Source organism: Mycolicibacterium fallax (assembly GCF_010726955.1).
In the GTDB taxonomy this organism is placed as follows: domain Bacteria; phylum Actinomycetota; class Actinomycetes; order Mycobacteriales; family Mycobacteriaceae; genus Mycobacterium; species Mycobacterium fallax.
Map to the genome: position 1 here is coordinate 3,547,108 of NZ_AP022603.1, position 22,332 is coordinate 3,569,439.

The 22,332-nt window shown below is 70.2% G+C and carries 20 protein-coding genes, 1 tRNA gene and 3 pseudogenes; 9 read left to right on the plus strand and 15 right to left on the minus strand.

Features of this window, described 5'->3' with window-relative positions:
* Window positions 1-49 precede the first annotated feature (49 nt).
* From G6N10_RS16955 to G6N10_RS16975, 4 genes are all read right to left on the minus strand, one after another.
* On the minus strand, window positions 50-952 hold the full coding sequence (locus tag G6N10_RS16955) for a universal stress protein (RefSeq protein ID WP_109750350.1): 903 nt from the start codon (window positions 950-952) through the stop codon (window positions 50-52).
* Window positions 949-2,385: an amino acid permease gene (locus G6N10_RS16960; RefSeq protein WP_179962904.1), complete on the minus strand. Its 1,437-nt coding sequence runs from the start codon at window positions 2,383-2,385 to the stop codon at window positions 949-951. The genes G6N10_RS16955 and G6N10_RS16960 overlap by 4 nt, the downstream gene beginning before the upstream one ends.
* A 103-nt stretch (window positions 2,386-2,488) precedes the next feature.
* Window positions 2,489-2,560 (minus strand) — tRNA-Thr (locus tag G6N10_RS16970).
* Between the two features lie 36 nt (window positions 2,561-2,596).
* Window positions 2,597-3,379 (minus strand): hypothetical protein, encoded by a 783-nt coding sequence (locus tag G6N10_RS16975; protein WP_085092413.1) that lies wholly within the window; start codon window positions 3,377-3,379, stop codon window positions 2,597-2,599.
* A gap of 109 nt (window positions 3,380-3,488) precedes the next feature.
* Between G6N10_RS16975 and G6N10_RS16980 the strand changes: the two genes are divergently transcribed.
* Together G6N10_RS16980 and G6N10_RS16985 are read left to right on the plus strand one after the other, a co-directional pair.
* Window positions 3,489-4,232, plus strand: a complete 744-nt coding sequence (locus tag G6N10_RS16980; RefSeq protein WP_272937757.1) for a response regulator transcription factor — start codon at window positions 3,489-3,491, stop codon at window positions 4,230-4,232.
* A gap of 19 nt (window positions 4,233-4,251) precedes the next feature.
* Complete coding sequence (locus G6N10_RS16985; RefSeq protein WP_109750353.1) at window positions 4,252-5,718, plus strand: sensor histidine kinase; 1,467 nt, start codon at window positions 4,252-4,254, stop codon at window positions 5,716-5,718.
* Here G6N10_RS16985 and G6N10_RS16990 read toward each other — a convergent pair.
* The 8 genes from G6N10_RS16990 to G6N10_RS17025 form a co-directional block, all read right to left on the minus strand.
* The gene (locus tag G6N10_RS16990; protein ID WP_085092415.1) at window positions 5,682-6,083 is read right to left on the minus strand and encodes an HIT family protein; all 402 of its coding nucleotides are present in this window, start codon (window positions 6,081-6,083) and stop codon (window positions 5,682-5,684) included. The two genes, G6N10_RS16985 and G6N10_RS16990, sit on opposite strands and share 37 nt — an antisense overlap.
* Window positions 6,084-6,135: 52 nt before the next feature.
* On the minus strand, window positions 6,136-7,266 hold the full coding sequence (locus G6N10_RS16995) for an NDMA-dependent alcohol dehydrogenase (protein ID WP_085092416.1): 1,131 nt from the start codon (window positions 7,264-7,266) through the stop codon (window positions 6,136-6,138).
* Window positions 7,267-7,371: 105 nt separating this feature from the next.
* Window positions 7,372-7,911, minus strand: coding sequence for a nuclear transport factor 2-like protein (locus G6N10_RS17000; protein WP_085092417.1), 540 nt, complete (start codon window positions 7,909-7,911; stop codon window positions 7,372-7,374).
* Between the two features lie 2 nt (window positions 7,912-7,913).
* Complete coding sequence (locus tag G6N10_RS17005; protein WP_085092418.1) at window positions 7,914-8,123, minus strand: ferredoxin; 210 nt, start codon at window positions 8,121-8,123, stop codon at window positions 7,914-7,916.
* A gap of 13 nt (window positions 8,124-8,136) precedes the next feature.
* Window positions 8,137-9,501, minus strand: coding sequence for a lanosterol 14-alpha demethylase (locus tag G6N10_RS17010; RefSeq protein ID WP_085092419.1), 1,365 nt, complete (start codon window positions 9,499-9,501; stop codon window positions 8,137-8,139).
* A gap of 1 nt (window position 9,502) precedes the next feature.
* Window positions 9,503-10,318, minus strand: a complete 816-nt coding sequence (locus G6N10_RS17015; RefSeq protein WP_085092420.1) for an SDR family oxidoreductase — start codon at window positions 10,316-10,318, stop codon at window positions 9,503-9,505.
* A 15-nt stretch (window positions 10,319-10,333) separates the two neighbouring features.
* Window positions 10,334-11,545, minus strand: a complete 1,212-nt coding sequence (locus tag G6N10_RS17020) for a cytochrome P450 (RefSeq protein WP_085092421.1) — start codon at window positions 11,543-11,545, stop codon at window positions 10,334-10,336.
* On the minus strand, window positions 11,542-12,141 hold the full coding sequence (locus G6N10_RS17025) for a TetR/AcrR family transcriptional regulator (protein WP_085092422.1): 600 nt from the start codon (window positions 12,139-12,141) through the stop codon (window positions 11,542-11,544). The genes G6N10_RS17020 and G6N10_RS17025 overlap by 4 nt, the downstream gene beginning before the upstream one ends.
* A gap of 200 nt (window positions 12,142-12,341) precedes the next feature.
* On the opposite strand from G6N10_RS17025, the gene G6N10_RS17030 reads away from it, so the two are divergent.
* From G6N10_RS17030 to G6N10_RS17045, 4 genes are read left to right on the plus strand one after another with little or no spacing between them, the layout of a single operon-like run.
* Window positions 12,342-13,811, plus strand: coding sequence for an aldehyde dehydrogenase (locus G6N10_RS17030; RefSeq protein ID WP_085092432.1), 1,470 nt, complete (start codon window positions 12,342-12,344; stop codon window positions 13,809-13,811).
* A 27-nt stretch (window positions 13,812-13,838) separates the two neighbouring features.
* Entirely contained in the window at window positions 13,839-14,591 is a 753-nt protein-coding gene (locus G6N10_RS17035) for an SDR family oxidoreductase (RefSeq protein WP_085092423.1), read from the plus strand.
* Window positions 14,588-15,445 carry an NAD(P)-dependent oxidoreductase gene (locus tag G6N10_RS17040; RefSeq protein WP_085092424.1) on the plus strand — a complete coding sequence of 286 codons (858 nt, stop codon included), beginning with the start codon at window positions 14,588-14,590 and terminating at the stop codon, window positions 15,443-15,445. Before G6N10_RS17035 ends, G6N10_RS17040 begins: the two co-directional genes overlap by 4 nt.
* Before the next feature lie 11 nt (window positions 15,446-15,456).
* Entirely contained in the window at window positions 15,457-15,900 is a 444-nt protein-coding gene (locus G6N10_RS17045) for a carboxymuconolactone decarboxylase family protein (protein ID WP_085092425.1), read from the plus strand.
* 10 nt (window positions 15,901-15,910) lie between these two features.
* On the opposite strand, the gene G6N10_RS17050 is transcribed toward G6N10_RS17045, so the two are convergent.
* The gene (locus G6N10_RS17050; protein ID WP_163742563.1) at window positions 15,911-17,653 is read right to left on the minus strand and encodes an HNH endonuclease signature motif containing protein; all 1,743 of its coding nucleotides are present in this window, start codon (window positions 17,651-17,653) and stop codon (window positions 15,911-15,913) included.
* A gap of 212 nt (window positions 17,654-17,865) precedes the next feature.
* On the opposite strand from G6N10_RS17050, the gene purD reads away from it, so the two are divergent.
* The 3 genes and pseudogenes from purD (at window position 17,866) to G6N10_RS17065 (ending at window position 21,034) form a co-directional block, all read left to right on the plus strand.
* Window positions 17,866-19,134: a phosphoribosylamine--glycine ligase gene (gene purD / locus G6N10_RS17055; RefSeq protein ID WP_085092526.1), complete on the plus strand. Its 1,269-nt coding sequence runs from the start codon at window positions 17,866-17,868 to the stop codon at window positions 19,132-19,134.
* A 66-nt stretch (window positions 19,135-19,200) separates the two neighbouring features.
* Window positions 19,201-19,629 carry a hypothetical protein gene (locus tag G6N10_RS17060; RefSeq protein WP_085092527.1) on the plus strand — a complete coding sequence of 143 codons (429 nt, stop codon included), beginning with the start codon at window positions 19,201-19,203 and terminating at the stop codon, window positions 19,627-19,629.
* A 51-nt stretch (window positions 19,630-19,680) separates the two neighbouring features.
* Window positions 19,681-21,034 (plus strand): annotated as a pseudogene (locus G6N10_RS17065) (HAMP domain-containing sensor histidine kinase).
* Here G6N10_RS17065 and G6N10_RS17070 read toward each other — a convergent pair.
* Both G6N10_RS17070 and G6N10_RS17075 read right to left on the minus strand, forming a co-directional pair.
* Window positions 20,995-21,725, minus strand: a pseudogene (locus G6N10_RS17070) (response regulator transcription factor). The pseudogenes G6N10_RS17065 and G6N10_RS17070 sit on opposite strands and share 40 nt — an antisense overlap.
* A 40-nt stretch (window positions 21,726-21,765) precedes the next feature.
* Window positions 21,766-22,252, minus strand: a pseudogene (locus G6N10_RS17075) (IS3 family transposase); the annotation flags it as partial.
* Window positions 22,253-22,332 lie beyond the last annotated feature (80 nt).

Consider the following 22,332-nt stretch of genomic DNA (forward strand, 5'->3'; position numbering starts at 1 on the left):
GGTCGACGCCGCGGTGACTGTGACGCGTTTCACCCGTGTCGGTCGTTGCTCAGGCGTCCTCGGCGGTCTCTCGGGCCACCGCGCGGGGCACCACCAGCACCGGAACCGGGGAATGCCGGACGATCTTGGTCGCCCGCGAACCGAGAAAAACCCGCTCGATCGGCCCGGCCTCGCTGGAGCCGACCACCAGCAGGTCGCCGGGTTGCCAGTCGATCTCCTCGAACGCGTCGTCCCAATCCTCGCCGTGGCCGATGACGATCTCCGGCGGTCCGGCCGGCGCCTGGCCGTCGGCCGGGGTCAGCGCCCGCTCGGCGGCCGCGTAGATGTTCTCCGTCCACTCCGCCAGCACCTGGCCGCCCTCGGTGGTGAACCGGGCGGTCTCCGGCGGCGACAGATGCACCGCGAACGAGGCCAGCCGCAGCTGGCAGCCGTACCGGGCGGCCAGTTCCCGGGCGAACACCAGCAGCAGCGAGTTGTGCTTGCCGCCGGTGAACGCCAGCGTCACCCGGGTGACCGGCGCGGCGCCGCCGCGGTAGCCGCGGGGGGCGACCGCCACCGGTACCGCGGAGCTGTGCAGCAGCCGGTCGGCGACGCTGGACAGCGAGACGTAGCCGAACTGCCCGGAGTCCGAGGAGCCGACCACGATGCAGCTGGCGGCCAGCTCGGCGGCGGTCTCCATCAGGCCGGCCGGCGCGGACTTGGCCGACACCGAGGTGTAGCGCACGGTCAGGTCGGTGGGCAGGTCGGCGCGGGCCAGTGCGTGCGCCCCGCCGATCAGCTCGTCGATGTAGTCCCGGTAGCCCTGGTCCGCGCGGGACAGCCCGGGCATCCACGGCGCCGGGGCGACCGCGCACACCACCAGGTCCTCGCCGGTGGTCCGGGCCAGCATGGCGGCCAGGTTGGTCACCGCCCTGGCCCGCAGCTTCAGCGGGTAGCCGATCAGGATCGTCATGGCCGGCCGTCCAGCTCCCGCAGCGACGGCGCATGGTCGGCCAGCTTGGAGTGCCCGCGCGCGTAGAGCGCGTACCAGACCAGCGCCAGCGCCACCCAGCCGATGAACACATACAGCGTGATCGGCCGCAGCTGGCTGATGATCCACAGCGCACCGGCGATCGACAGGATCGGGGTCAGCGGGTACAGCGGCACCTTGAAGCTGCGCCTGAGCTCGGGGGCCCGGCGGCGCAGGATGATGACGCCGATCGACACCGTGACGAAGGCGGCCAGGGTGCCGACGCTGGTCATCTCCGCCAGGAAGTTGATCGGGATGAAGCCGGCCAGGATCGCGATGACCACCGCGACGATCAGGGTGTTCTGCACCGGGGCCAGGGTGCGGGGGTTCACCTTGTGGAAGACCGGCGACACCATGCCGTCGCGCGACATGGCGAACAGGATGCGGGTCTGGCCGTACATCGACACCAGGGTGACGCTGAAGATCGAGATGATCGCGCCGACGGCCAGCGCGGTGCCCGGCCAGGACGAGCCGACCACCTTCTCCAGGATGTCCGACAGGCCCGCCTTCTGGTTCTCGAAATCCCCGGTCGGCTGGGCGCCGACGGCGACCAGCGCCACCGCCACGTACATCACCGTGACCAGCAGCAGCGAGATCATCAGCGCCAGCGGCAGGTTGCGCCGCGGGTTCTTGGCCTCCTCGCCGGCGGCCGCGACGCCGTCCAGGCCGACGAAGGTGAAGAAGATGATGCTGGCCGCCAGGCCGATGCCGCCGATGCCGGTGTCCAGGAAGAACGGCTTCATGTTGTCGGCGTCGAAGCCCTGCGAACCGATCACCACGAACCCGATCAGCACCAGCAGCTTGATCCCCACCATGGCGGCGTTGACCCTCGCCGACTCGCTGACCCCGCGGATCAGCAGCAGGGTGCACATGATGATCAGCACGATGGCCGGCAGGTTGACCCAGCCGCCCTCCTCGGGGGCGTTGGACAGCTGGGCCGGCAGGGTGAAGTCGAAGGCGTTGAGCAGGAACCGGTTGACGTACTGCGACCAGCCGACCGAGGTGGCCGCCGCCGCCACGCCCCACTCCAGCAGCAGGCAGGCGCCGACGCCGACCGCGACGCCCTCGCCGAGGGTGGTGTAGGCGTAGGAGTACGACGAGCCCGACACCGGCACCGCGCCGGCCAGCTCCGCGTAGCACAGCGCGGTCAGCCCGGCCACCACCGCGGCGATCAGGAACGAGACGATGACGGCCGGACCGGCGTGCGGCACCGCCTCGGACAGGATGAAGAAGATGCCGGTGCCGATGGTGCCGCCGACGCCGATGGAGACCAGCCCGATCAGCCCGATGCTGCGACTGAGGTCCCCGCCGCCGCTGTCCAGCCCGGTCTCCGCCGCGATCGACTCGACCGGCTTGCGGCGCCGGGCGCTTTCCATGAACGACGCCACGTTGGCCTCCCCGGTTGCAGCTGCTGCGGGCAGCCTAGGACGCGGATCGGCGTCGGGGTGGTTGTTTCGGCAACCGGGCGGACCGGATCGGAGCCCCCGGTCGGGATTGAACCGACGACCTTCGCTTTACAAGAGCGGTGCTCTACCACTGAGCTACGGAGGCGGGGCGGCGCTGCGGCCGCGGGCACAGCCTAGCGGGTCACTCGTCGGCGTCGATGACGCGCGGGGACGCGACGGTGCGGGAGCCGACCCGGCGCGGCCGGACCCGGCCCAGCGGGATCCGGTCGGCGATATTGCTCAGCGGGTTGACCACCTGGCTGAGCGTGACGACGGCGTCCTGCAGGGTGTCGATCGTCGGGGTCAGCGCGGCCAGGCCCTCGGTGAGGGTGGTCAGCTGCTCCAGCGGGCCGTTCCGCGCGGTCAGCTTCTCCACCACGCCGTCCTCGGCCAGCAGCCGGTCGACCACGCCGTCGGGGGCCAGCAGCCGCTGCGCCAGCCCGTCCTCGGCGATGATCCGGTCGATCAGCCCGTCGGCGGCCAGCAGCTGTTCGACCAGACCGTTCTCGTCGAGCAGTTGGTCGACCAGCCCGCCGGGGGCCAGCGCGCGGTCCAGCCCGCCGCCCTCGGCGGTCAGCTTGTCGAGCACCCCGCCCGGCGCGGTGAGCCGGTCCAGCAGTCCGCCCGGGCGCATCAGCCGCTCCACCGGGCCGTCCGGGGCCAGCGCGCGGGCCAGCGGCGCGTCGGCGTCGAACAGGTCGTCGGCAAAGCGCACGATGCGCTGCGCGCGGGCGACGGTGTCGTCGAGCCCGAACAGGTGCACCATTGCGTTCGGGTTGCCGCCGACCACCCCGGGCACCTCGGCGGTCGCCTGCCTGGCCACGTTGACCACCTCGGAGGCGACCTCAAGGCCCAGCTGGGTGGCGGCCAGCCCGATCCGGAGCGGGGCAGTCGCCACATTGACGAGGGCGTCGCCGAGGTTCATGCCGTCAGTCTATGGCCCGCGCCGGGTGGGGCGCCGGTGATACGACGACGTGGCGCTCACAGCAATTCCACAGCGTTCGGGCAGAGGATGGTCACCGAACCGTGAGGGAATGGACACCATGACAGTCTCGAAGGCGACGGCGACCTCGAAGGCGGCGGCTGAACCGGAGGCCCGGGTTCTGGTGGTCGACGACGAAGCCAACATCGTCGAACTGCTGAGCGTGAGCCTGAAGTTCCAGGGGTTCGAGGTGCACACCGCCGGCAACGGGCCGGCCGCCCTGGACCGGGCCAGGGAAGTGCGCCCGGACGCGGTGATCCTGGACGTGATGATGCCCGGGATGGACGGCTTCGGGGTGCTGCGCCGGCTGCGCGCCGACGGCATCGACGCCCCGGCGCTGTTCCTCACCGCCCGCGACAGCCTGCAGGACAAGATCGCCGGGCTGACCCTGGGCGGGGACGACTACGTCACCAAGCCGTTCAGCCTGGAGGAGGTGGTGGCCCGGCTGCGGGTCATCCTGCGCCGCGCCGGCCGGGGAGCGGCGGCGCCGAAGAGCTGCCGGCTGACGTTCTCCGACATCGAACTCGACGAGGACACCCACGAGGTGTGGAAGGCCGGCGAGCCGGTGGCGCTGTCGCCGACCGAGTTCACCCTGCTGCGCTACTTCGTCATCAACGCGGGCACCGTGCTGAGCAAGCCGAAGATCCTCGACCACGTGTGGCGCTACGACTTCGGCGGTGACGTCAACGTCGTCGAGTCCTACGTCTCCTACCTGCGGCGCAAGGTCGACACCGGGGAGAAGCGGCTGCTGCACACGCTGCGCGGCGTCGGCTACGTGCTGCGCGAGCCACGCTGAGGCGCGCCCTGGGGCGATGATGGGGTCCATGACGGGGCGGGGTGTCGGCAACAGCGGAGTTCCACTGCGAATCAGCCTGGTCGCCGCGGCCCTGGTGCTGGTGGCCTGCGGCCTGCTGGGGTCGGGCATCGCGGTGACCAGCATCCTGCGGCACAGCCTGATCAACCGGGTGGATCAGACGCTGCTGGACGCCACCGCCACCTGGGTGCAGGCCCCCCGGCGCGACCCGGCCCGGGTGCACGACGGCCCCAACCCGGGCCGGCCGCCGTCGAAGTTCTACGTCAGCGGGGTGGACAGCGGCGGCCACAAGTGGATGGCGGTCAACGACGGCGGCGCCGAGCCGGACCTGGCCGGCGCCCTCGACGTCGGCCCGGTGCCGACCACCGTCGGCTCGGTGGGGGACACCGACGTGCGGTGGCGGGCGGTGTCGCTGCACGGCCCGGACGGCGCGCTGACCACCGTCGCGATGGACCTCTCCGAGGTCGATTCCACCGTCCGGTCACTGGTCTACGCCCAGGCCGGCATCGGCGTCGGGGTGCTGTTGGTGCTCGGGGTGGTCGGCTACGCGCTGGTGCAGCGCAGCCTGCGGCCGCTGGTGGAGGTCGAGCAGACCGCCGCCGCGATCGCCGCCGGGGAGCTCGACCGTCGCGTCCCGGAGCGTGACCCCCGCACCGAGGTGGGCCGGCTGAACCTGGCGCTCAACGGGATGCTGGCCCAGATTCAGCGCGCGGTGGCCGACTCGGAATCCTCGGCCGAGCACGCCAAGCGCTCCGAGCAGCGGATGCGCCGGTTCATCACCGACGCCAGCCACGAGCTGCGCACCCCGCTGACCACCATCCGCGGCTTCGCCGAGCTGTACCGCCAGGGCGCGGCCCGCGACCTGGAGCTGCTGATGTCGCGGATCGAGAGCGAGGCCGGCCGGATGGGGCTGCTGGTGGAGGACCTGCTGCTGCTGGCCCGCCTCGATGCCCAGCGCCCGCTGGACCGTCACCCGGTGGACCTGCTGGCGCTGGCCAGCGACGCCGTGCACGACGCGCGCTCGGTGGCTCCGGACCGGCGGATCGCCATGGCGGTGTTCGACGGCCCCGGCATCCCGCAGGTGATCGGCGACGACGCCCGGCTGCGCCAGGTGCTGTCGAACCTGGTGAGCAACGCCCTGCAGCACACCCCGGCCGACGCCGCGATCACCGTGCGGGTCGGCACCGCGGGCGACGACGCGATCCTGGAGGTCGCCGACCAGGGGCCGGGGATGACCGCCGAGGATGCCCAGCGGGTGTTTGAGCGGTTCTACCGGGCCGACGTGTCCCGGACCCGCAGCAGCGGCGGCACCGGGCTGGGCCTGTCCATCGTCGATTCGCTGGTGCGCGCGCACCACGGCAGCGTGACCGTCAGCACCGCCCCGGGCGATGGCTGCCGGTTCCGGGTGGCCATCCCGCGCAGCTGCGGCGATCAGCCGTCGGCGAGCGCCGCGATGATCTTGGCCTGAGCCTCGTCGAGGGACTCCGGGCTGGGGTTGCGGTCCACCCCGGCGAAGCCGATGTCGGTCAGCTCGCGCAGCGGGAACACGTGCACGTGCAGGTGCGGCACCTCCAGCCCGGCGACCAGCAGCCCGGCCCGCGGGGCGTCGAACGCGGTGACCACCGCGCGGCCGATCTTCTGGGCCACCGCCATCAGCCGGCCGTGCACGTCCGGCGGCAGGTCCTGCCACTGGTCGATCTCGGCCCGGGGCACCACCAGGGTGTGGCCGGGGCTCATCGGCTCGATGGTCAGGAACGCGACGAACTCGTCGTCCTCGTAGACGAACCGCCCGGGCAGTTCCCGATTGATGATCCGGGAAAAAATGGTGGCCATGGACTCAGCATAGAGAGCCCATGGCCACCGGGACGGTGTGCGGCGCGACCGGTTACCGGTCGGCGTCGGTGTAGCGGATGACGCCGCGGATGTTGCGGCCCTCCAGCATGTCCTTGTAGCCGTCGTTGATCTGCTCCAGCTTGTACTGCCGGGTGACCATGTCGTCGAGGTTGAGCCGGCCGGCCTGGTACATCGACAGCAGCGCCGGGATGTCGTGGTGCGGGTTGCCGCCGCCGAAGATGGTGCCCTGCAGCCGCTTCTGCAGCAGCGTCAGCATCGCCAGGTTCAGCTTCACATCGGTGTGCGCCATGTTGGCCACCGCGGTGACCACGCAGGTGCCGCCCTTGGCGGTGATGTTGAGGTAGTGGTCGATGTCCTCGCCGTGCAGCTCACCGGGGGTGACGATGGTCTTGGCGGCCATCCGGCCCGCGGTGACCTCGGCGACCCCGGCCATCGCGGAGAAGATGTCCGGGTAGACGTGGGTGGCGCCGAACTTGAGCGCCTGCTCGCGCTTCCACTCCACCGGGTCGACGGCGAACACGTTGCGGGCACCGGCGTTGAGCGCGCCCTGCAGCGCGCCCATGCCGACGCCGCCGACGCCGACGATGACCACGTCGTCGCCGGGGCGGACGTCACCGGAGCGCACCGCCGAGCCGTAGCCGGTGGTGACACCGCAGCCGACCAGGCAGGCCACCTCGAACGGGATGCTCGGGTCGATCTTCACCACCGAGCTCTTGTGCACCACCATGTACGGGCTGAAGGTGCCGAGCAGGGTCATCGGGATGACCGGGGTGCCGTCCATGGCGTGCACCCGGTGGGTGCCGTCGGACACCGCGGTGCCTGACAGCAGGCCCGCGCCCAGGTCGCACAGGTTGCGCAGGCCGGCCTGACACGACGGGCATTCGCCGCAGGACGGGATGAAGGACAGCACCACGTGGTCGCCGGGGGCCAGGTGCTCCACCCCGGGCCCGACCTCGGTGATGACGCCGGCGCCCTCGTGCCCGCCGAGCACCGGGAATCCGGCCATCGGAATGTCACCGGTCACCAGGTGGTGATCGGAATGGCACATTCCGGACGCTTCCATCTGGATCTTGACCTCGTCCTTGACGGGGTCGCCGATCTCGATCTCTTCGATCGACCACGGCTGGTTGAACTCCCAGATCAGGGCGCCCTTGGTCTTCATAACTCATCCTTGCTTTCCGTTGGAGCGGATTAGGCTTCGGTCAACCAGACTAGAGCCTCTAGTTAGTTGTGTCACAGGGTACCCAAGCAAACGCTTGGCAGGCTGTCAGAACAGCGGGGACGGCGCCTGCCCGAGCGGGTAGTAGCCGGGCAGCTTCTCCCCGGCCAGGCTGCGCTCGATGCGCTTCTGCATGGTCGGGGTCAGGTCCCCGGAGCCGATCAGGTTCATGAACGCCTTCTGCACGTGCCCGAAGTCGAAGAAGTCGCGCTGCCACTCGATCAGCAGGTTCTCGTCGAGCCGGAACCAGCTGCCGCCGATGCCGTAGATCTCGTCGGTGCCGCCGTCGGACTTGTGCGCGATCTGCTTCCAGAACCCGACGATCTCGTTCTGCTTCTCGTCGATGAGCACCTTGCGGTACTCGTAGACCCAGTTCTCCAGGCCCTCCATCTCCAGGCCGAGGGCCACCTCGCGGATCTGGTCCTTGCCGAGGCACATCACGTCCTCCTTGGGGCCGATGTTCCAGCCGTAGCTGGCGTCGTCGGTGTAGAACTCGGCCAGCGGCTTCCAGTCGCCGGCCTGCTCGGCCTCGCGGTTGGCCTGCAGCCAGCGGTCGGCCCAGTCCTCCAGCGCTTCGCGTGACGCCATGTTCAGTCCTCTTTCTCGGTAACGGTGAGTGCCCGGGTCGGGCACATCTCGACGGCCCGCTCGACGTCCTCGCGGAGTTCGTCGGGCGGTTCGGGTTGAAGAATCTCGACGGTGCCGCGTTTGGGCACCCGGAACACCTCCGGCGCCTCGAGCTCGCACATGGCGTGGCCCTGGCACAGGTCTTCGTCGACCTCGATGCGGTAGCAACCCATTTCGGCCGGCCCCTTAGGGCGCAACGCGCCTGCGGTAGCGGACCTTGGCCGGCCGGGCCAACTGCACGACCATCTTGGAGTGGTCGTTGCGGTAGCTCTCCGGCGGCTGGGACAACTCGAACTCGTACTCGCGCAGCAGCACCGAGAAGATCGCCTTGATCTGCATCTGCGCGAACGCCGCGCCCACGCAGCGGTGCCGGCCCGCCCCGAACGGGATCCAGGTCCAGCGGTTGAGCAGATCCTCCTGGCGCGGCTTCTCGTAGCGGTCCGGGTCGAAGGAGTCCGGGTTCGGGAAGTCCTCGGGGATCCGGTTGGAGATCGCCGGGGTGGCCGCCACCAGGTCGCCCTTGTGGATCGGGTAGCCCTCGACCTCGAACTCGTCCTGGGCCACCCGCATCAGGATGATCAGCGGCGGGTGCAGCCGCAGGGTCTCCTTGAGCACGTTCTCCAGGATCGGAATCTGGCGCAGCGCATGGAAACTCACCTCCTGGCCGTCGGCGTAGAGCTCGTCGAGCTCGGACTGGACCTGGGCGTAGATCTCCGGGTTGCGCAGCAGCTCGATCAGCGTCCACGACGAGGTGCCCGAGCTGGTGTGGTGCCCGGCGAACATCAGCGAGATGAAGATGCCGGTGATCTCGCTGGCCGAGAACCGCGGGGTGCCGTCGTCGCCGGGGATCGAGACCAGCACGTCCAGCATGTCCCGATCGGCCTTGTCCTTGGGCGGGTTGGCGATTCGGTCGTTCATCACGCCCTGGACCAGCTCCACCAGCCCGGCGCGGGCCTCGTCGCGGATCCGGAAGCTCTCGATCGGCAGGTACGGGTCGACGTAGCAGAGCGGATCGGTGCCGCGCTCCAGCAGGTGGTAGTAGTTGGCGAACCGGGAATCGAGCTGGTTGCGGAACTTGGTCCCGATCAGGCAGGCCGTCGAGGTGTAGATGGTCAGCTCGGCGAAGAACTCCAGCAGGTCGATCTCGCCCTCGTCGCCCCAGTTCTCGATCATCGTGCGGACCTCGCGCTCGATGGTGGTGGCGTGGCCCTTCATGTGCTCGCCGCGCAGCGCGGTGTTGTGCAGCATCTCCGCGCGGCGCTCCGGGCTGGCGTCGAAGACCACGCCCTCGCCGAAGATCGGCGTCATGAACGGGTAGGCCTCGGCCTGGTCGAGCTCGGAATCCGGTGCGCGGAAGAAGAATTCGTTGGGCACCGCGCCGGAGACCAGGATGACCTTCTTGCCGGCCAGCTGGAACCAGCCGACGTCGCCGCATTCATCGCGGACCCGCTGCATCAACCCGATCGGATCGGTGCGGAACTCCTCGAGGTGGCCGTGTTCGTCGTCCTCGCCCCCGGAGACCCGGGGTACCTCTTTGGTGGTGGCGGTCATGTCAGTTCCCCTCCTCGACGGCGAGCTTCTGCCGATCGGTGGTCTCGGCCAGCGGGGCCTCGGGCTGCAGCTCCATGTTGGCGATGAATCCGCCGCGCGGGGTCTGCGCGACGAAGGTGATGGCCCGGGCCAGGTCCGCCGGGCGCAGGAAATAGTTGTGCCGGGCCTGGCCCCACTTGGCCCAGTCCTCCAGGGCCGGGCCGATCTTCTCCACCGGCAGGTTCCAGCCCATCGCGGTCATGGTCGGTCCGGGATGCACGATCGAGGCCCGCACCCCGGTGCCCTCCAGCTCCATCTGCAGGTTGGTCACCATGGCGACCAGGGCGGCCTTGGCCGCGCCGTAGGCGCCCATGTGCGGGCGTTGGCGCAGCGCGACGTCGGAGCCGACGAAGATCAGGTCGCCGCGGCGGCGCTCGATCATCCCGTCGACCACCGCGGTCATCAGCCGGTTCGCGCCGATCAGGTGGATCTGCAACTGGGCATCGAAATCGTCGGTCGGCATCTCGGCGAGCCTGCCGAAGTTGGTGTCGCCGGCGCCGGCGACCAGCACCTCGATCTCGCCGAGTTCGGCGGTGGCGGCCTTGACGGCCTCGGTCACCGAGCCGGGGTCGGTGACGTCCAGGGCGACGGCGACGGCCTCGCCGCCGTCGGCGCGGATCTTGTCGACCAGCTCCTGGCATTTCTCCACCCGGCGGGCGGCCAGTGCGACCGGGAAGCCGTTGGCGGCGAGTTCGACCGCGGTGGCGGCGCCGATCCCGGAGGAGGCGCCGGCCACGAATGCCGGGCGACGGTCGGGCAGGGGATCAAAGCGTGGCATTGGTGGGGGAACCTTTCAGCGAAGTTCGACGGTGATGGGCAGCTCGGCGAAGCCGCGGACATTGCTGGAGTGGACGCGGACGGCGTTGTCCTCGTCGACGGCGAAGCCGCGGATCCGTTTGAACAGTTCGGTCAGCGCCACCCGGCCCTCCATCCGGGCCAGGTGCGCGCCAAGGCAGAAGTGCGCGCCGCTGCCGAAACTCAGCAGCCGGGCGCCGATGTCGCGGCCGATGACGAAGTCGTCGGGATTCTCGAACACCCGCTCGTCGCGGTGCGCCGATCCGGGCAGCAGCAGCACGATCTCGCCGTCCCCGATGGTGGTGTCGTAGAGGCTGAACTCGCCCTCGACGGTGCGGGCCAGGATCTGGCTGGAGGTGTCGTAGCGCAGCGTCTCCTCGACCCACAGCGGGATCCGGTCCAGGTCGTCGTAGAGCCCGGCGAGCTGATCGGGGTTGCGGTGGCCCCAGAACGCCGCATTGGCAAGCAGTTTGGTGGTGGTCTCGTTGCCGGCGATCACCATCAGGAACAGAAAGCCCAGCACCTCCTCGTCGGTGAGCCGGTCCCCGTCGATCTCGGCCTCCAGCAGTGCCGAGGTCAGGTCGTCGCTGGGCTGGCTGCGCCGCTGCGCGATCATCCCGTGGTAGTAGCCGAACAGGTTGATCGAGGCCTTGATCGCCTCCGGCGGCACGTCGGTGACGCCGTCCTCGCGGTGCATCACCGCATCGGCCCAGGCCCGGATCTCCTGGCGGTCCGGCTCGGGCACCCCCATCAGCTCGGAGATGACGTCCATCGGCAGCTTGCCGGCGAATTCGGTGACGTAGTCGACGGTTTCGCCGCCGGCCGCCCGGGCCAGCATGGTGTCCAGGTGCTGGTTGGCGATCTCGGTGACCCGCGGCTCCAGCTCGCGGATCCGCCGCGGGGTGAAGCCCTTGGACACCAGGGTGCGCAGCCGCAGGTGCGCCGGATCGTCCATCGCCAGAAACGACATGGTCAGCGCGGCGTGCGGGCCGCGGGACGCCGGATCCAGCGAGACGCCGAACTTGTTGGACAGCGCGGTGCTGTTGCGGAACCCGGCCAGCACGTCGGCGTGCCGGGACAGCGCCCAGAACCCGAGCTCCTCGTTGTGATAGACCGGGGCCCGCTCGCGCAGCGCGCGGTAGTACGGGTACGGGTCCTCGTGGAAGTCATAGCTGTACGGGTCGAGCACCGGGCTGGTGGCGGTTGTCATTGCGCTCCCTCGCGGAGGATCAGGTTGACGACGTAGGTCAGGCGGTCGGCGATTTCGTGGTAGCTGATGACGCCGCTGCCGGCCTGCACCAGCGCGCCGAAGAAGGTCATCTCCAGGGCGGCGACGGTCCGCGGGTCGGCCGTCGGCCCGATCGCGGAGGTGATCCGGCGGTGGATCTCGAAGCCGATCCGGTCGCGGACCGCCCGGACGATGTCGTCGTCGCCGGCCAGCAGCGCGGTGGTGCACGCGGCCGCGACCTCCGGCTCGTCGGCGACCACCAGGGCCAGGTTGCGCAGCGCATTGTCGACCCGGGTCACGGTCGGCTCGTTGACGTCGGTGAAGAACGGCACCGCCCGGATCAGGTCCAGGTACACCTCGGCGATCAGGTGGTTCTTGGAGGAGAAGTAGGTGTAGGCGGTGGCCGGCGCGACCTGGGCGCGCTTGGCGACCGCGCGCACCGTCAGGTCGGCGTAGGACGATTCCCGCAGCATCTCGACGCCGGCGGCGAGAACCTTGCGGAAGGTTTCCTCCTGGCGGCGGTTGCGGCGCGACTCCCGGGGAGCCTCGTCGGTCGCTTCCACGCTTTGGCTGGACACATGTCCAAGTTATCCGACGCGGTGCGCGGTAGGCAAGTGTTGCGCGAATATCGGTGCGTCACCTGCTGATTCGATGGGTATTCGAGGCTCGTCCGGTCGGCATGCTTGCGGCCCAGCGGGAAATCCGGCTATCTTCCATTCAGCACACATCGGACACATGTCCAGATTTCTTCAGAAGACCCGAGGGAGTGGATCCGCAGATGGCGTTACTGGCCGACCGGGAAAGCCGGCTGCTCATCGACGGCGAGCTTCGCGCCGGTGAAAACGGGGCGTTCGGCACCGTCAACCCCGCCACCGAGGAGGTCCTCGGCACCGCCGCGGACGCCTCGGCCGCCGACATGGGCGCGGCGATCGAGGCCGCCCGGCGGGCCTTCGACGACACCGAATGGTCGCGCAACACCGCGCTGCGGGTGCGCTGCATCCGGCAGCTGCGCGAGGCGATGCAGGCGAACATCGAGGAGCTGCGCGAGCTGACCATCGCCGAGGTCGGCGCCCCGCGGATGCTGACCTCCGGCGGGCAGCTGGAGGGCCCGGTCGACGACCTGTCGTTCTGCGCGGACACCGCCGAAAACTTCTCCTGGAACACCGATCTGGGCTTCGCCCGGCCACAGGGCATGCCCAGCAACCGGACCATCGCCCGGGAGGCGGTCGGGGTGGTCGGGGCCATCACGCCGTGGAACTTCCCGCACCAGATCAACCTGGCCAAGATCGGTCCGGCGCTGGCCGCCGGCAACACCCTGGTGCTCAAGCCCGCCCCGGACACCCCGTGGGCCGCGGCGGTGCTCGGCGAAATCATCACCGAGCACACCGATTTCCCGCCCGGGGTGATCAACATCGTCACCTCCAGCGACCACGGCGTCGGTGCGCTGCTGTCCACCGACCCGCGGGTGGACATGGTGTCGTTCACCGGCTCCACCGCCACCGGCCGCGCGGTGATGACCGACGCCGCGGCCACCATCAAGAAGGTGTTCCTGGAGCTCGGCGGCAAGTCGGCGTTCATCGTGCTCGACGACGCCGACCTGGCCGCGGCCGCCGCGATGGCGGCGTTCACCACCTCGATGCACGCCGGGCAGGGCTGCGCGATCACCACCCGGCTGGTGGTGCCGCGGGCGTCCTACGACGACGCGGTGGCCGCCGCCGCGGCCACCATGGCCGGGCTGCGGCCCGGCGACCCGAACGCCAAGGGCACCGTCTGCGGCCCGCTGATCTCGGCGCGCCAGCGCGACCGGGTGCAGTCCTACCTGGACCTGGCCATCGCCGAGGGCGGCAGCTTCGCCTGCGGCGGCGGCCGGCCCGCCGACCGGCCGACCGGCTTCTTCATCGAGCCGACGCTGATCACCGGGCTGACCAACGACGCCCGGGTGGCCCGCGAGGAGATCTTCGGGCCGGTGCTGACCGTCATCGCCCACGGCGGCGACGACGACGCGGTGCGGATCGCCAACGACTCCCCGTACGGGCTGTCGGGCACCGTGTTCGGCGGTGACCCGCAGCGTTGCGCGAACGTCGCGGCCCGGCTGCGGGTCGGCACCGTCAACATCAACGGCGGGGTCTGGTACGCCGCCGACGCGCCGTTCGGCGGGTACAAGCAGTCCGGCGTGGGCCGCGAGATGGGCCTGGCCGGGTTCGAGGAATACACCGAGATCAAGGTCATTGCCACGCTGGCGCCCTAGCCGCCGGTCAACCGAAATAGGAGAAGCATGAGTCGTTTTGAGAACAAGGTCGCGATCGTCACCGGGGCCGGTGGCGGGATCGGGCAGGCCTACGCCGAGGCGCTGGCCCGCGAGGGCGCGGCCGTCGCCGTCGCCGACATCAACATGGACGGTGCCCGCGCGGTGGCCGACGGGATCACCGCCGCCGGCGGCACCGCCATCGCAGTGTCGGTCGACGTCTCGGACCCGGACTCGACGGTGGCGATGGCCGAGGCGACGGTCGCCGAGCTCGGCGGGATCGACTACCTGGTCAACAACGCCGCCATCTTCGGCGGCATGAAGCTCGACGGCCTGCTGACCGTGCCGTGGGACTACTACCAGAGGTTCATGAGCGTCAACCTCGACGGCGCGCTGCTGTGCAGCCGGGCGGTGGTGGGCCACATGGAGAAGCGCGGCGGCGGCGTCATCGTCAACCAGTCCTCGACCGCGGCGTGGGTGTACTCGAACTTCTACGGACTGGCCAAGGTCGGCATCAACGGCCTGACCCAGCAGCTGTCCCGCGAGCTGGGCTGGCGCAATATTCGGATCAACGCGATCGCCCCGGGGCCGATCGACACCGAGGCCAACCGCACCACCACCCCGCAGGCCATCGTCAAGCAGATCGTGCAGACCCTGCCGCTGGCCCGCCTCGGCACCCCGGAAGACCTGGTCGGGATGTGCCTGTTCCTGCTGTCGGACGAGGCGTCCTGGGTCACCGGGCAGATCTTCAACGTCGACGGCGGACAGATCATCCGCTCATGAGTGACCTCACGTTGGGTTATATCGGCCTGGGCAACCAGGGCGCGCCGATGGCGCAGCGGTTGGTGGACTGGCCCGGCGGGCTGGTGGTGTTCGACGTGCGCGCCGAGGCCACGGCGCCGTTCGCCGAGGCGGGCGCGACCGCGGCCGGCAGCGTGGCCGAGGTCGCCGCGGCCGCCGACGTCATCAGCGTGACGGTGCTCAACGACGAGCAGGTCCGCGACGTCGTCGGCCAACTCGCCGAGCACGCCAAGGCGGGCACGGTGATCGCCATTCACTCCACCATCGAACCGGACACCGCGCCGGAGCTGGCCGAGGCGCTGCGTCCCCGGGGGATTCACATCGTCGACGCGCCGGTCAGCGGCGGTGCCGGGGCGGCCGCGAAGGGGGAGCTGGCCGTTATGGTCGGCGCCGACGATGCGGCCTACGACACCGTCAAGCCGGTGTTCAAGCGGTGGGCGTCGGTGGTGGTCCGCGCCGGTGAACCCGGTGCGGGGACCCGGATGAAGCTGGCCCGCAACATGCTCACCTTCATCGGTTTCGCCGCGGCGTGCGAGGCGCAGCGACTGGCCGAGGCCGCCGGGATCGATCTGCAGAAGCTCGGCCGGGTGGTGCGGCACAGCGATGCCCAGAGCGGCGGCCCCGGGGCGATCATGGCCCGCGATGACACCGCGCCGCTGGCACCGGATCACTTCCTGTACAACATGTTCGTGCATACCCGCGGGCTGGCCGAGAAGGATCTGCGGCTGGCCCTGGGGCTGGGCGACACGGTGGGCGTGGAACTGCCGCTGGCGCAGATCGCGTTGCGCGACCTGGCCGCCGGTCTCGGCGTGCCGCACGGACTGGACAACGGGTAGGAGAGGACAACATGGACGAATTGCGCGCCAAGGGCCTGGCCAAGATGAACGAGGTCTACGGCTGGGAGATGCCCAATATCGAGGGCGACCCGTACTTCGACCTCACCGTCGACCACCTCTTCGGTGACATCTGGAACCGGCCCGGGCTGTCGATGCGGGAGAAGCGGATCATGACGCTGGCCGCGGTCACCGCGGTCGGCCGCCAGGACCTGGCCGAGATCCAGGTCAACGCCGCCCTGCTCAACGAGGAGCTCACCGGCGAGGAACTCAAGCAGATGGCGGTGTTCCTCACCCAGTACCTCGGCTTCCCGCTGGGATCGGGCCTCAACGGCAGCGTCGACAAGATCGTCGCGCGCCGCCGCAAGGCCGCCGAGGCCGGCCGGGCCGAGGACAAGGTCGCCAACGTCAATGCGGCGGTGAAGATGAGCAGCGGCCGCACCCTCGACGAGCGCTGACCGGCCGGGGCTAGCCCGTGTCCGTGTCGTCGCCGGGCTGGATTTTCTGCCAGGTGCTGGGGTCGTTCCAGTCCTGGGGGTAGGGGGTGTTGTCGAGGATGAGTTGGTGGGTGAGTTCGGCGTCGGTGGGGTCGGTGTCGTAGCGGCGGTGGGCGTCGATGGCTTGGTCGAGCCAGTGCGGTTCGTCTTGGGGTGGGAGGTCCTGCTCGGGGTGGGTTTGGCGCAGGTTGCGGTAGCGGGCCAGGAGCTCTTCGGGGAAGTTGATGGTGTTGGTGCGGGGTTGGCCGCGGTCCAGGGCCGGTGGGGGGATCCATTCGACGCGGCCGTCGGTGTTGCGGATGGTGGTCCAGTCGAATTTGTCGGCCATGTTGTTGTCGGCGCGGCAGGCCAGGGCGAGGTCGTCGATATTGGTGTTCCCGCCGGCCGCATCCTCGGGGTCGGGGTCGCCGCGGCTGCCGGGTTGGCCGGGTTTGGGGGTCCAGGGGTCGAGGTGGTGGGCTTGGGTTCGGTAGAAGGGTTCGGGGCAGCCGGGCCTGGTGCAGCCGCGTTCTCGGCTGAACAGGACCAGGCGTTGGTCGGCGGTGGCCAGGCGTTTGGAGCGGCCGAGCCATAGGGCGCGGCCGTGGCCGTCGAACAGGCTCAGGTAGTGATACGCGTGGCTGGCCATGCGCAGGAGATCGCGCATGGGGACGCGGGTGCCGCCGGCGGTGATGGCCCACCCATTGTCGGGGTTCAGGGCCGGTGGCGCACTGCTGCCGTTGCTGCTGTTGTCTTCGGCGCTGTTGCCGTTGGTGGTGGTCCAGTTGGGGGTGGCGTCGGGGTGGGTGGCGGCGGCGGTTTGGAGTTCGGCGAGGGTGGTGGTGATGACCACGGTGACCGGTAGGCCGTTGAGTTTTCCGAGGTCTCCGGCGGCCAGGACGGCGCGGCTCAGGGCGATCAGGGCGTCGTGGCCGCGTTGGGCGGCGCTGCGCTGATCGGCGCTGATCTGCTCCTGACTCGGGGTCCCACTGACACACGGGTGTTCGTCGTTGGGGTTGCACATGCCGGGGGCGGCGAGTTTGGCCAGGATCGGCTCCAGGGTGGCGCGGGCTTCGGGGGTCAGGGTGCCGCGCAGCGCGCTCATGCCGTCGCGGCGTTGCGGGCCCAGGGTCAGGCCGCGCTGGGCGCGGCGGGCGCGTTCCTGGTAGTCGCCGTCGGGGTCCAGGATGGTCAACAGGTGGGTGGCCAGGGTGCGGTATTGCTCGGGGGCGAATTGGGTGGCCAGGCCGGCCAGGTCTGCTTCGGCGGCCTGGCGGTAGTCGGGGTCCAGGTTCGCCGGCAGTTGCCGGTAGATGTCGCGGGCGATGTCCACGTGTTCGGGCCCGATCGCCCCGGCGGCCACCGCCGCAGCCAGGGTGGGCAGTCGGGGTTCTAGGGGTTGGCCGTCGAGGCTGGTGCGGGGGCCCAGGTCGGCGGCCTCGGCCAGCCGCCGGGCGGCGGCGCGGCGGGAGATGCGGAGCCGTTCGGCCAGCACGAGTTTGAGGCTGGCTGCCCCGAGCACGCCGGGGTCGGCGGTGGCGGCCAGGTGAGCGGTCAGGGTGTGATCGAAGGCCGGGGCGGCCCAGGCCAGGGCTTGGCGGCGGGCCAGCACGTCGAGGAGTTCTTCGGGGGTGAACCCGTCGAGGCGGCAACCGGCCAGCGCGGCGGCCGCGGACTCGGCGGCGGCCAGTGCTGCCAGGACGGTGTCCCGGTCGGCGTATGCACTGTTCCCCATGTATAGAACGTTAGTTCGAGCCACCGACAGAAACCGGGCCCGCAGCCCACAAATCAGGACCCCAATCGTGAGGAAACTCTAAGAAAATCTGCGGGGGTGAGCCCGTGCGTGAGCGGTCCCGCGGCGCCGACCGCACGCCCCGGACCGTCGTCTGCCGCCCCCGGCGAGCGGGGCAAAACCGCCCGGCGGGCCGGGCGCTAGGGTGTGCTGTTGTGCGCGTCCTCGTAATCGGATCCGGTGCCCGTGAACATGCCCTGCTGCTGGCGCTTGCCCGCGACCCGGCGGTGACCGCGCTGGCCATCGCCCCCGGCAACGCCGGCACGGCCACGCTGGCCGAGCAGCACGACGTCGACATCACCGACGGTGCCGCCGTCGTCGCGCTGGCCCGCCGGTGCGAGGCCGACCTGGTGGTGATCGGCCCGGAGGTACCGCTGGTGCTCGGGGTGGCCGACGCGCTGCGCGCCGCCGGCATCGCCTGCTTCGGGCCGAGCCGCGACGCCGCCCGGATCGAGGGCTCCAAGGCATTCGCCAAGGACGTGATGACCGCCGCTGGGGTGCGCACCGCGACCAGCGAGATCGTCGACAACCCGGCCCGACTGGACGCCGCTCTGAACCGGTTCGGCCCGCCGGCCGGCCAGGCCGCCTGGGTGGTCAAGGACGACGGGCTGGCGGCCGGCAAGGGCGTGGTGGTCACCGCCGACCGCGACGCGGCCCGCGCGCACGGCGCCGAGCTGCTCGACTCCGGGCACCCGGTGCTGCTGGAGTCCTTCCTCGACGGCCCCGAGGTGTCGCTGTTCTGCGTCGTCGACGGCGAGACGGTGGTGCCGCTGCTGCCCGCCCAGGACTTCAAACGGGTGGGCAACGGGGACACCGGCCCGAACACCGGCGGCATGGGCGCCTACACCCCGCTGCCCTGGCTGCCCGCCGAATCGGTGTCCGCCATCGTCGAGGACGTCGTCAAACCCGTTGCGGCCGAGCTGGTTCGGCGCGGCTGCGGATTCACCGGGCTGCTGTACGCGGGGCTGGCGATGACCTCGGCCGGCCCGGCGGTGGTGGAGTTCAACTGCCGCTTCGGCGACCCGGAGACCCAGGCCGTGCTGGCGCTGCTGGATTCCCCGCTGGCCCAGCTGCTGGGTGCCGCCGCCACCGGAACCCTGGCCGAGTTCGGCGAGCTGAGCTGGCGCCCGGGCGCCGCGGTCACCGTGGTGATCGCCGCGGAGAACTACCCCGGCCGGCCCCGGGTCGGCGACGTCATCACCGGTGCCGGCGCCGAGGGCGTGCTGCACGCCGGGACCGCCCGCCGCGACGACGGCGCGACCGTCTCGACCGGCGGCCGGGTGCTGGCCGTCGTCGGCACCGGCCCGGATCTGGCTGCCGCCCGCGCGGACGCCTATCGGCGGGTCGCCGGGGTCAAGCTGGCCGGCAGCCATCACCGCAGCGACATCGGACTGGCGGCCGAGCGGGGCGAGATCACCGTCTGAGCCGCCCCTCGGGCCTGTGTGCCCGTTCTCAACGAAGTCTTAGCAAACGTCACGCACCATGTGGGCATGAGCAACGAGAACGAGAACGACCCGGCCGACGCGTCCACCGACCCGCAGGGTGATGAGGCAGCCGAAGCGGCGCCGGAGACCGTCGGTGCAGCAGACGGCCCATCCGCCGACCACGAAAAATCCGACGTCACGCGGCGCCGGTGGGTGATCGCCGGTGCTGCGGCCGCCGCGATCGCCATACTGGGACTGACGTTCGGGGCCGGGTTCTGGGCGGGAACGGAGCGCAGTGACGAGTACCGCCACAGTCATTCACACGACCACGGCCACGACAAGGGCCACAAGCAGGACAAGAGCCACAAGCATGAGGACGACTGCGACGACGACGAGTCCGATGACGCCGTCGAGTCGGCCCAACCGAGCAAATCGCAGCCCAGCGCCGGCGTGCAGTCCCCGTCGCCGTCGCCGAGCGTCCCGCAACGCCCCTAGTCGGTTGCGCCTACCCTCCCCGAACCGCCCTAACGCCAACACCCGAGCGGCATGGCGCCGGGTAGCCGGCTGCGGCGGTGGCTGGGCGGGATCGCCGTCCGGTCGGCGCTCATCTCGGGGCGGCGGTGCTGGCCGGATTGGCGATCGTCGGCGCACTGTCGGTGGCGGTGCTGTTCGAGTTGATGATCAGCGACGTCGACCACGCCTCCGAGACCCGGGCACGGGCGGTGGCCGAGCGGCTGCGTGAGGAACCGCCCGATGAACTCGAATCGGTGCTGCTGGCGACCGATCAGCGGATTGTGGCGGTGCAGGTACTCGACGAGGACGGCGACGTGGTGCGCCGGTCCGAGTCCGCCCCGAAGAAATCGCTGATACCGGTGCGGGACAACGACTCCCGGGTGGGCACGGTCGCCCCGTACGACGATGACGTGCGGGTGAGCGCGGTGACGGTGAAGGGCAAGAAGCACCGGTACACGGTGCTGGTCGGCGGCGGGATCGAGCCGGCGGAGACGGTGGTCGAAACGGTGGCCGGGATGCTGGCGATCACGGCGCCGATCGTGGCCGCGGTGGCGGCCGGGGCCACCTACCTGCTGGTGCGTCGCTCACTGCGGTCGGTGGACGCGATCCGGTCCCGGGTGTCGGCCATCAGCGCCACCGGCTTGGGTGAGCGGGTGCCGGTGCCGCCCCGGTCCGATGAGATCACGGCACTGGCGTCACAATGAACGACATGCTGGTCCGGATCGAATCCGGTCACATCGCTGTGCGCCGGTTCGTCGGCGACGCCTCCCACGAACTCAGAAGCCCACTGTCGACGGTGATCTCCGGTCTGGAGATCGGTGCCGCGCATCCCGAGCTGGTCGACGCGCAGATGGTGCAGAGCACGCTGTTGCCCGAGGCGTACCGCATGCAGTACCTGGTCGAGGACCTGCTGCTGCTCGCCCGGGCCGACGAGCGCGGACTGCCGATGCGCCGCACCGAGGTCGACCTCGACGACCTGGCCGCTGCCGAGGTGCAGCGCCTCCGCGGGCAAACCGGCCTCACGGTCTCGGGCCGGCGGGACCCGGTTCGGGTGGTCGGCGACGAGCAGGGCCCGGCGCGGGTGCTGCGGAATCTGGTGGACAACGCGGCCCGCTATGCCCGCGGCGACGACGCGCACGCCTATCTGGAGGTGCACGACGACGGCCCCGGGATACCCGCCGAGGATCGCGGGCGGGTGTTCGAGCGCTTCGTGCGACTGGACGCCGACCGGTCCCGGCTCGGCGGCGGCAGCGGGCTGGGACTGGCCATCGTCGGGGAAATCGTCGCCGCGCACGAGGGAAGCGTCGCCATCGGCGACCGCATCGGAGGCGGCGCCGTCGTCACTGTTCAGTTGCCGGTGACGACGTCCCCGGAATCCAGCCGATAGCCCACGCCCCGGACGTCGCGATCACGTCCGCCCCGATCTTGCGGCGCAGATAGCCGACGTAGACCTCGACGACGTTGTCCGGGCCGCTGTAGTGGGCGTCCCAAACATTCTGCAAGATATCGGTTTTGGTGACCGCGGTGTCCTTGTTGCGGAGGAAGTAGGTGAGCAGGCCGAATTCCCGCGGGGTCAGGGAGACCGGAGAACCGACACGCTCGACCACCCGGCGGGCCGGGTCAAGGCGAATGTCGCCGGCGGTCAGCGCCACCGGCCGCTCCGGCGCACCCCGGCGGATCAGCGCACGCAACCGGACCACCAGAATCCGGAAGGAGAACGGCTTGCTGAGGTAGTCGTCCGCGCCGTAGCCGTAGCCGTAGCCGTAGCCGTAGCCGTAGCCGTAGTCGTAGTCGTAGTCGTAGTCGAAGGCGTCGGTCTGGTCGTAGTCGCCGTCCTAGGCGGCCAGCATCAGCACCGGCGTCCAGACCTGGGCGGCTCGCAATTGGCGCAGCACCTCGTACCCATTGAGGCCGGGCAGCATGATGTCGAGCACGACGACGTCGAACGTTTCATTGCAGGCGAGCCACAGCCCGTCGGTTCCGTTCCCGGTGGTGACAACGACGAACCCTTCGGCGCGCAACCCCACCGCGACGGTCTCGGCCAGCATTTCTTCGTCTTCGACCAGCAGGACTTTCACCGGCGACCGGGTCTGCTGCACGATCAGGTGACAGTTTGGGTCACGCGGCCTGACTGGCCGGTGTGATCATGATTGCTTCGAATTCGATGGGGGTCAACCGGCCCAGGCCGACCTGCCGGCGGCGCCGGTGATAGGTCCGCTCGATCCAGGTGACGATGGCGATGCGCAACTGCTCGCGGGTATCCCAGCGGCGGCGGTCCAGGACGGTACTTCTGCAGCAGGGAGAAGAAGCTCTCCATGGCGGCGTTGTCGCCGGCCGCCCCGACCCGTCCCATGGAGCCGACCATGTCGTGGTACCCCAGGGCACGGACGAATTTCCGGCTTCGAAATTGACTGCCGCGGTCGCTGTGGACCACGCAGCCGGCGACCTCGCCGCGGCGGGCCACCGCATTGGCCAACGCCGTGGTGGCCAGTCGTGACTTCATCCTCGAGTCGATGCTGTAGCCGACGATCCGGTTGGAGAACACGTCCTTGATCGCACACAGATAGAGCTTGCCTTCACCCGTGTGGTGTTCGGTCATATCGGTAGGGTCTGCCCCCGGTCTGGTTGACACTCGGGGTGTGCAGGGTTCAGGCCGCGTCTGCGGCCGTGTAGATCATCTCAAAC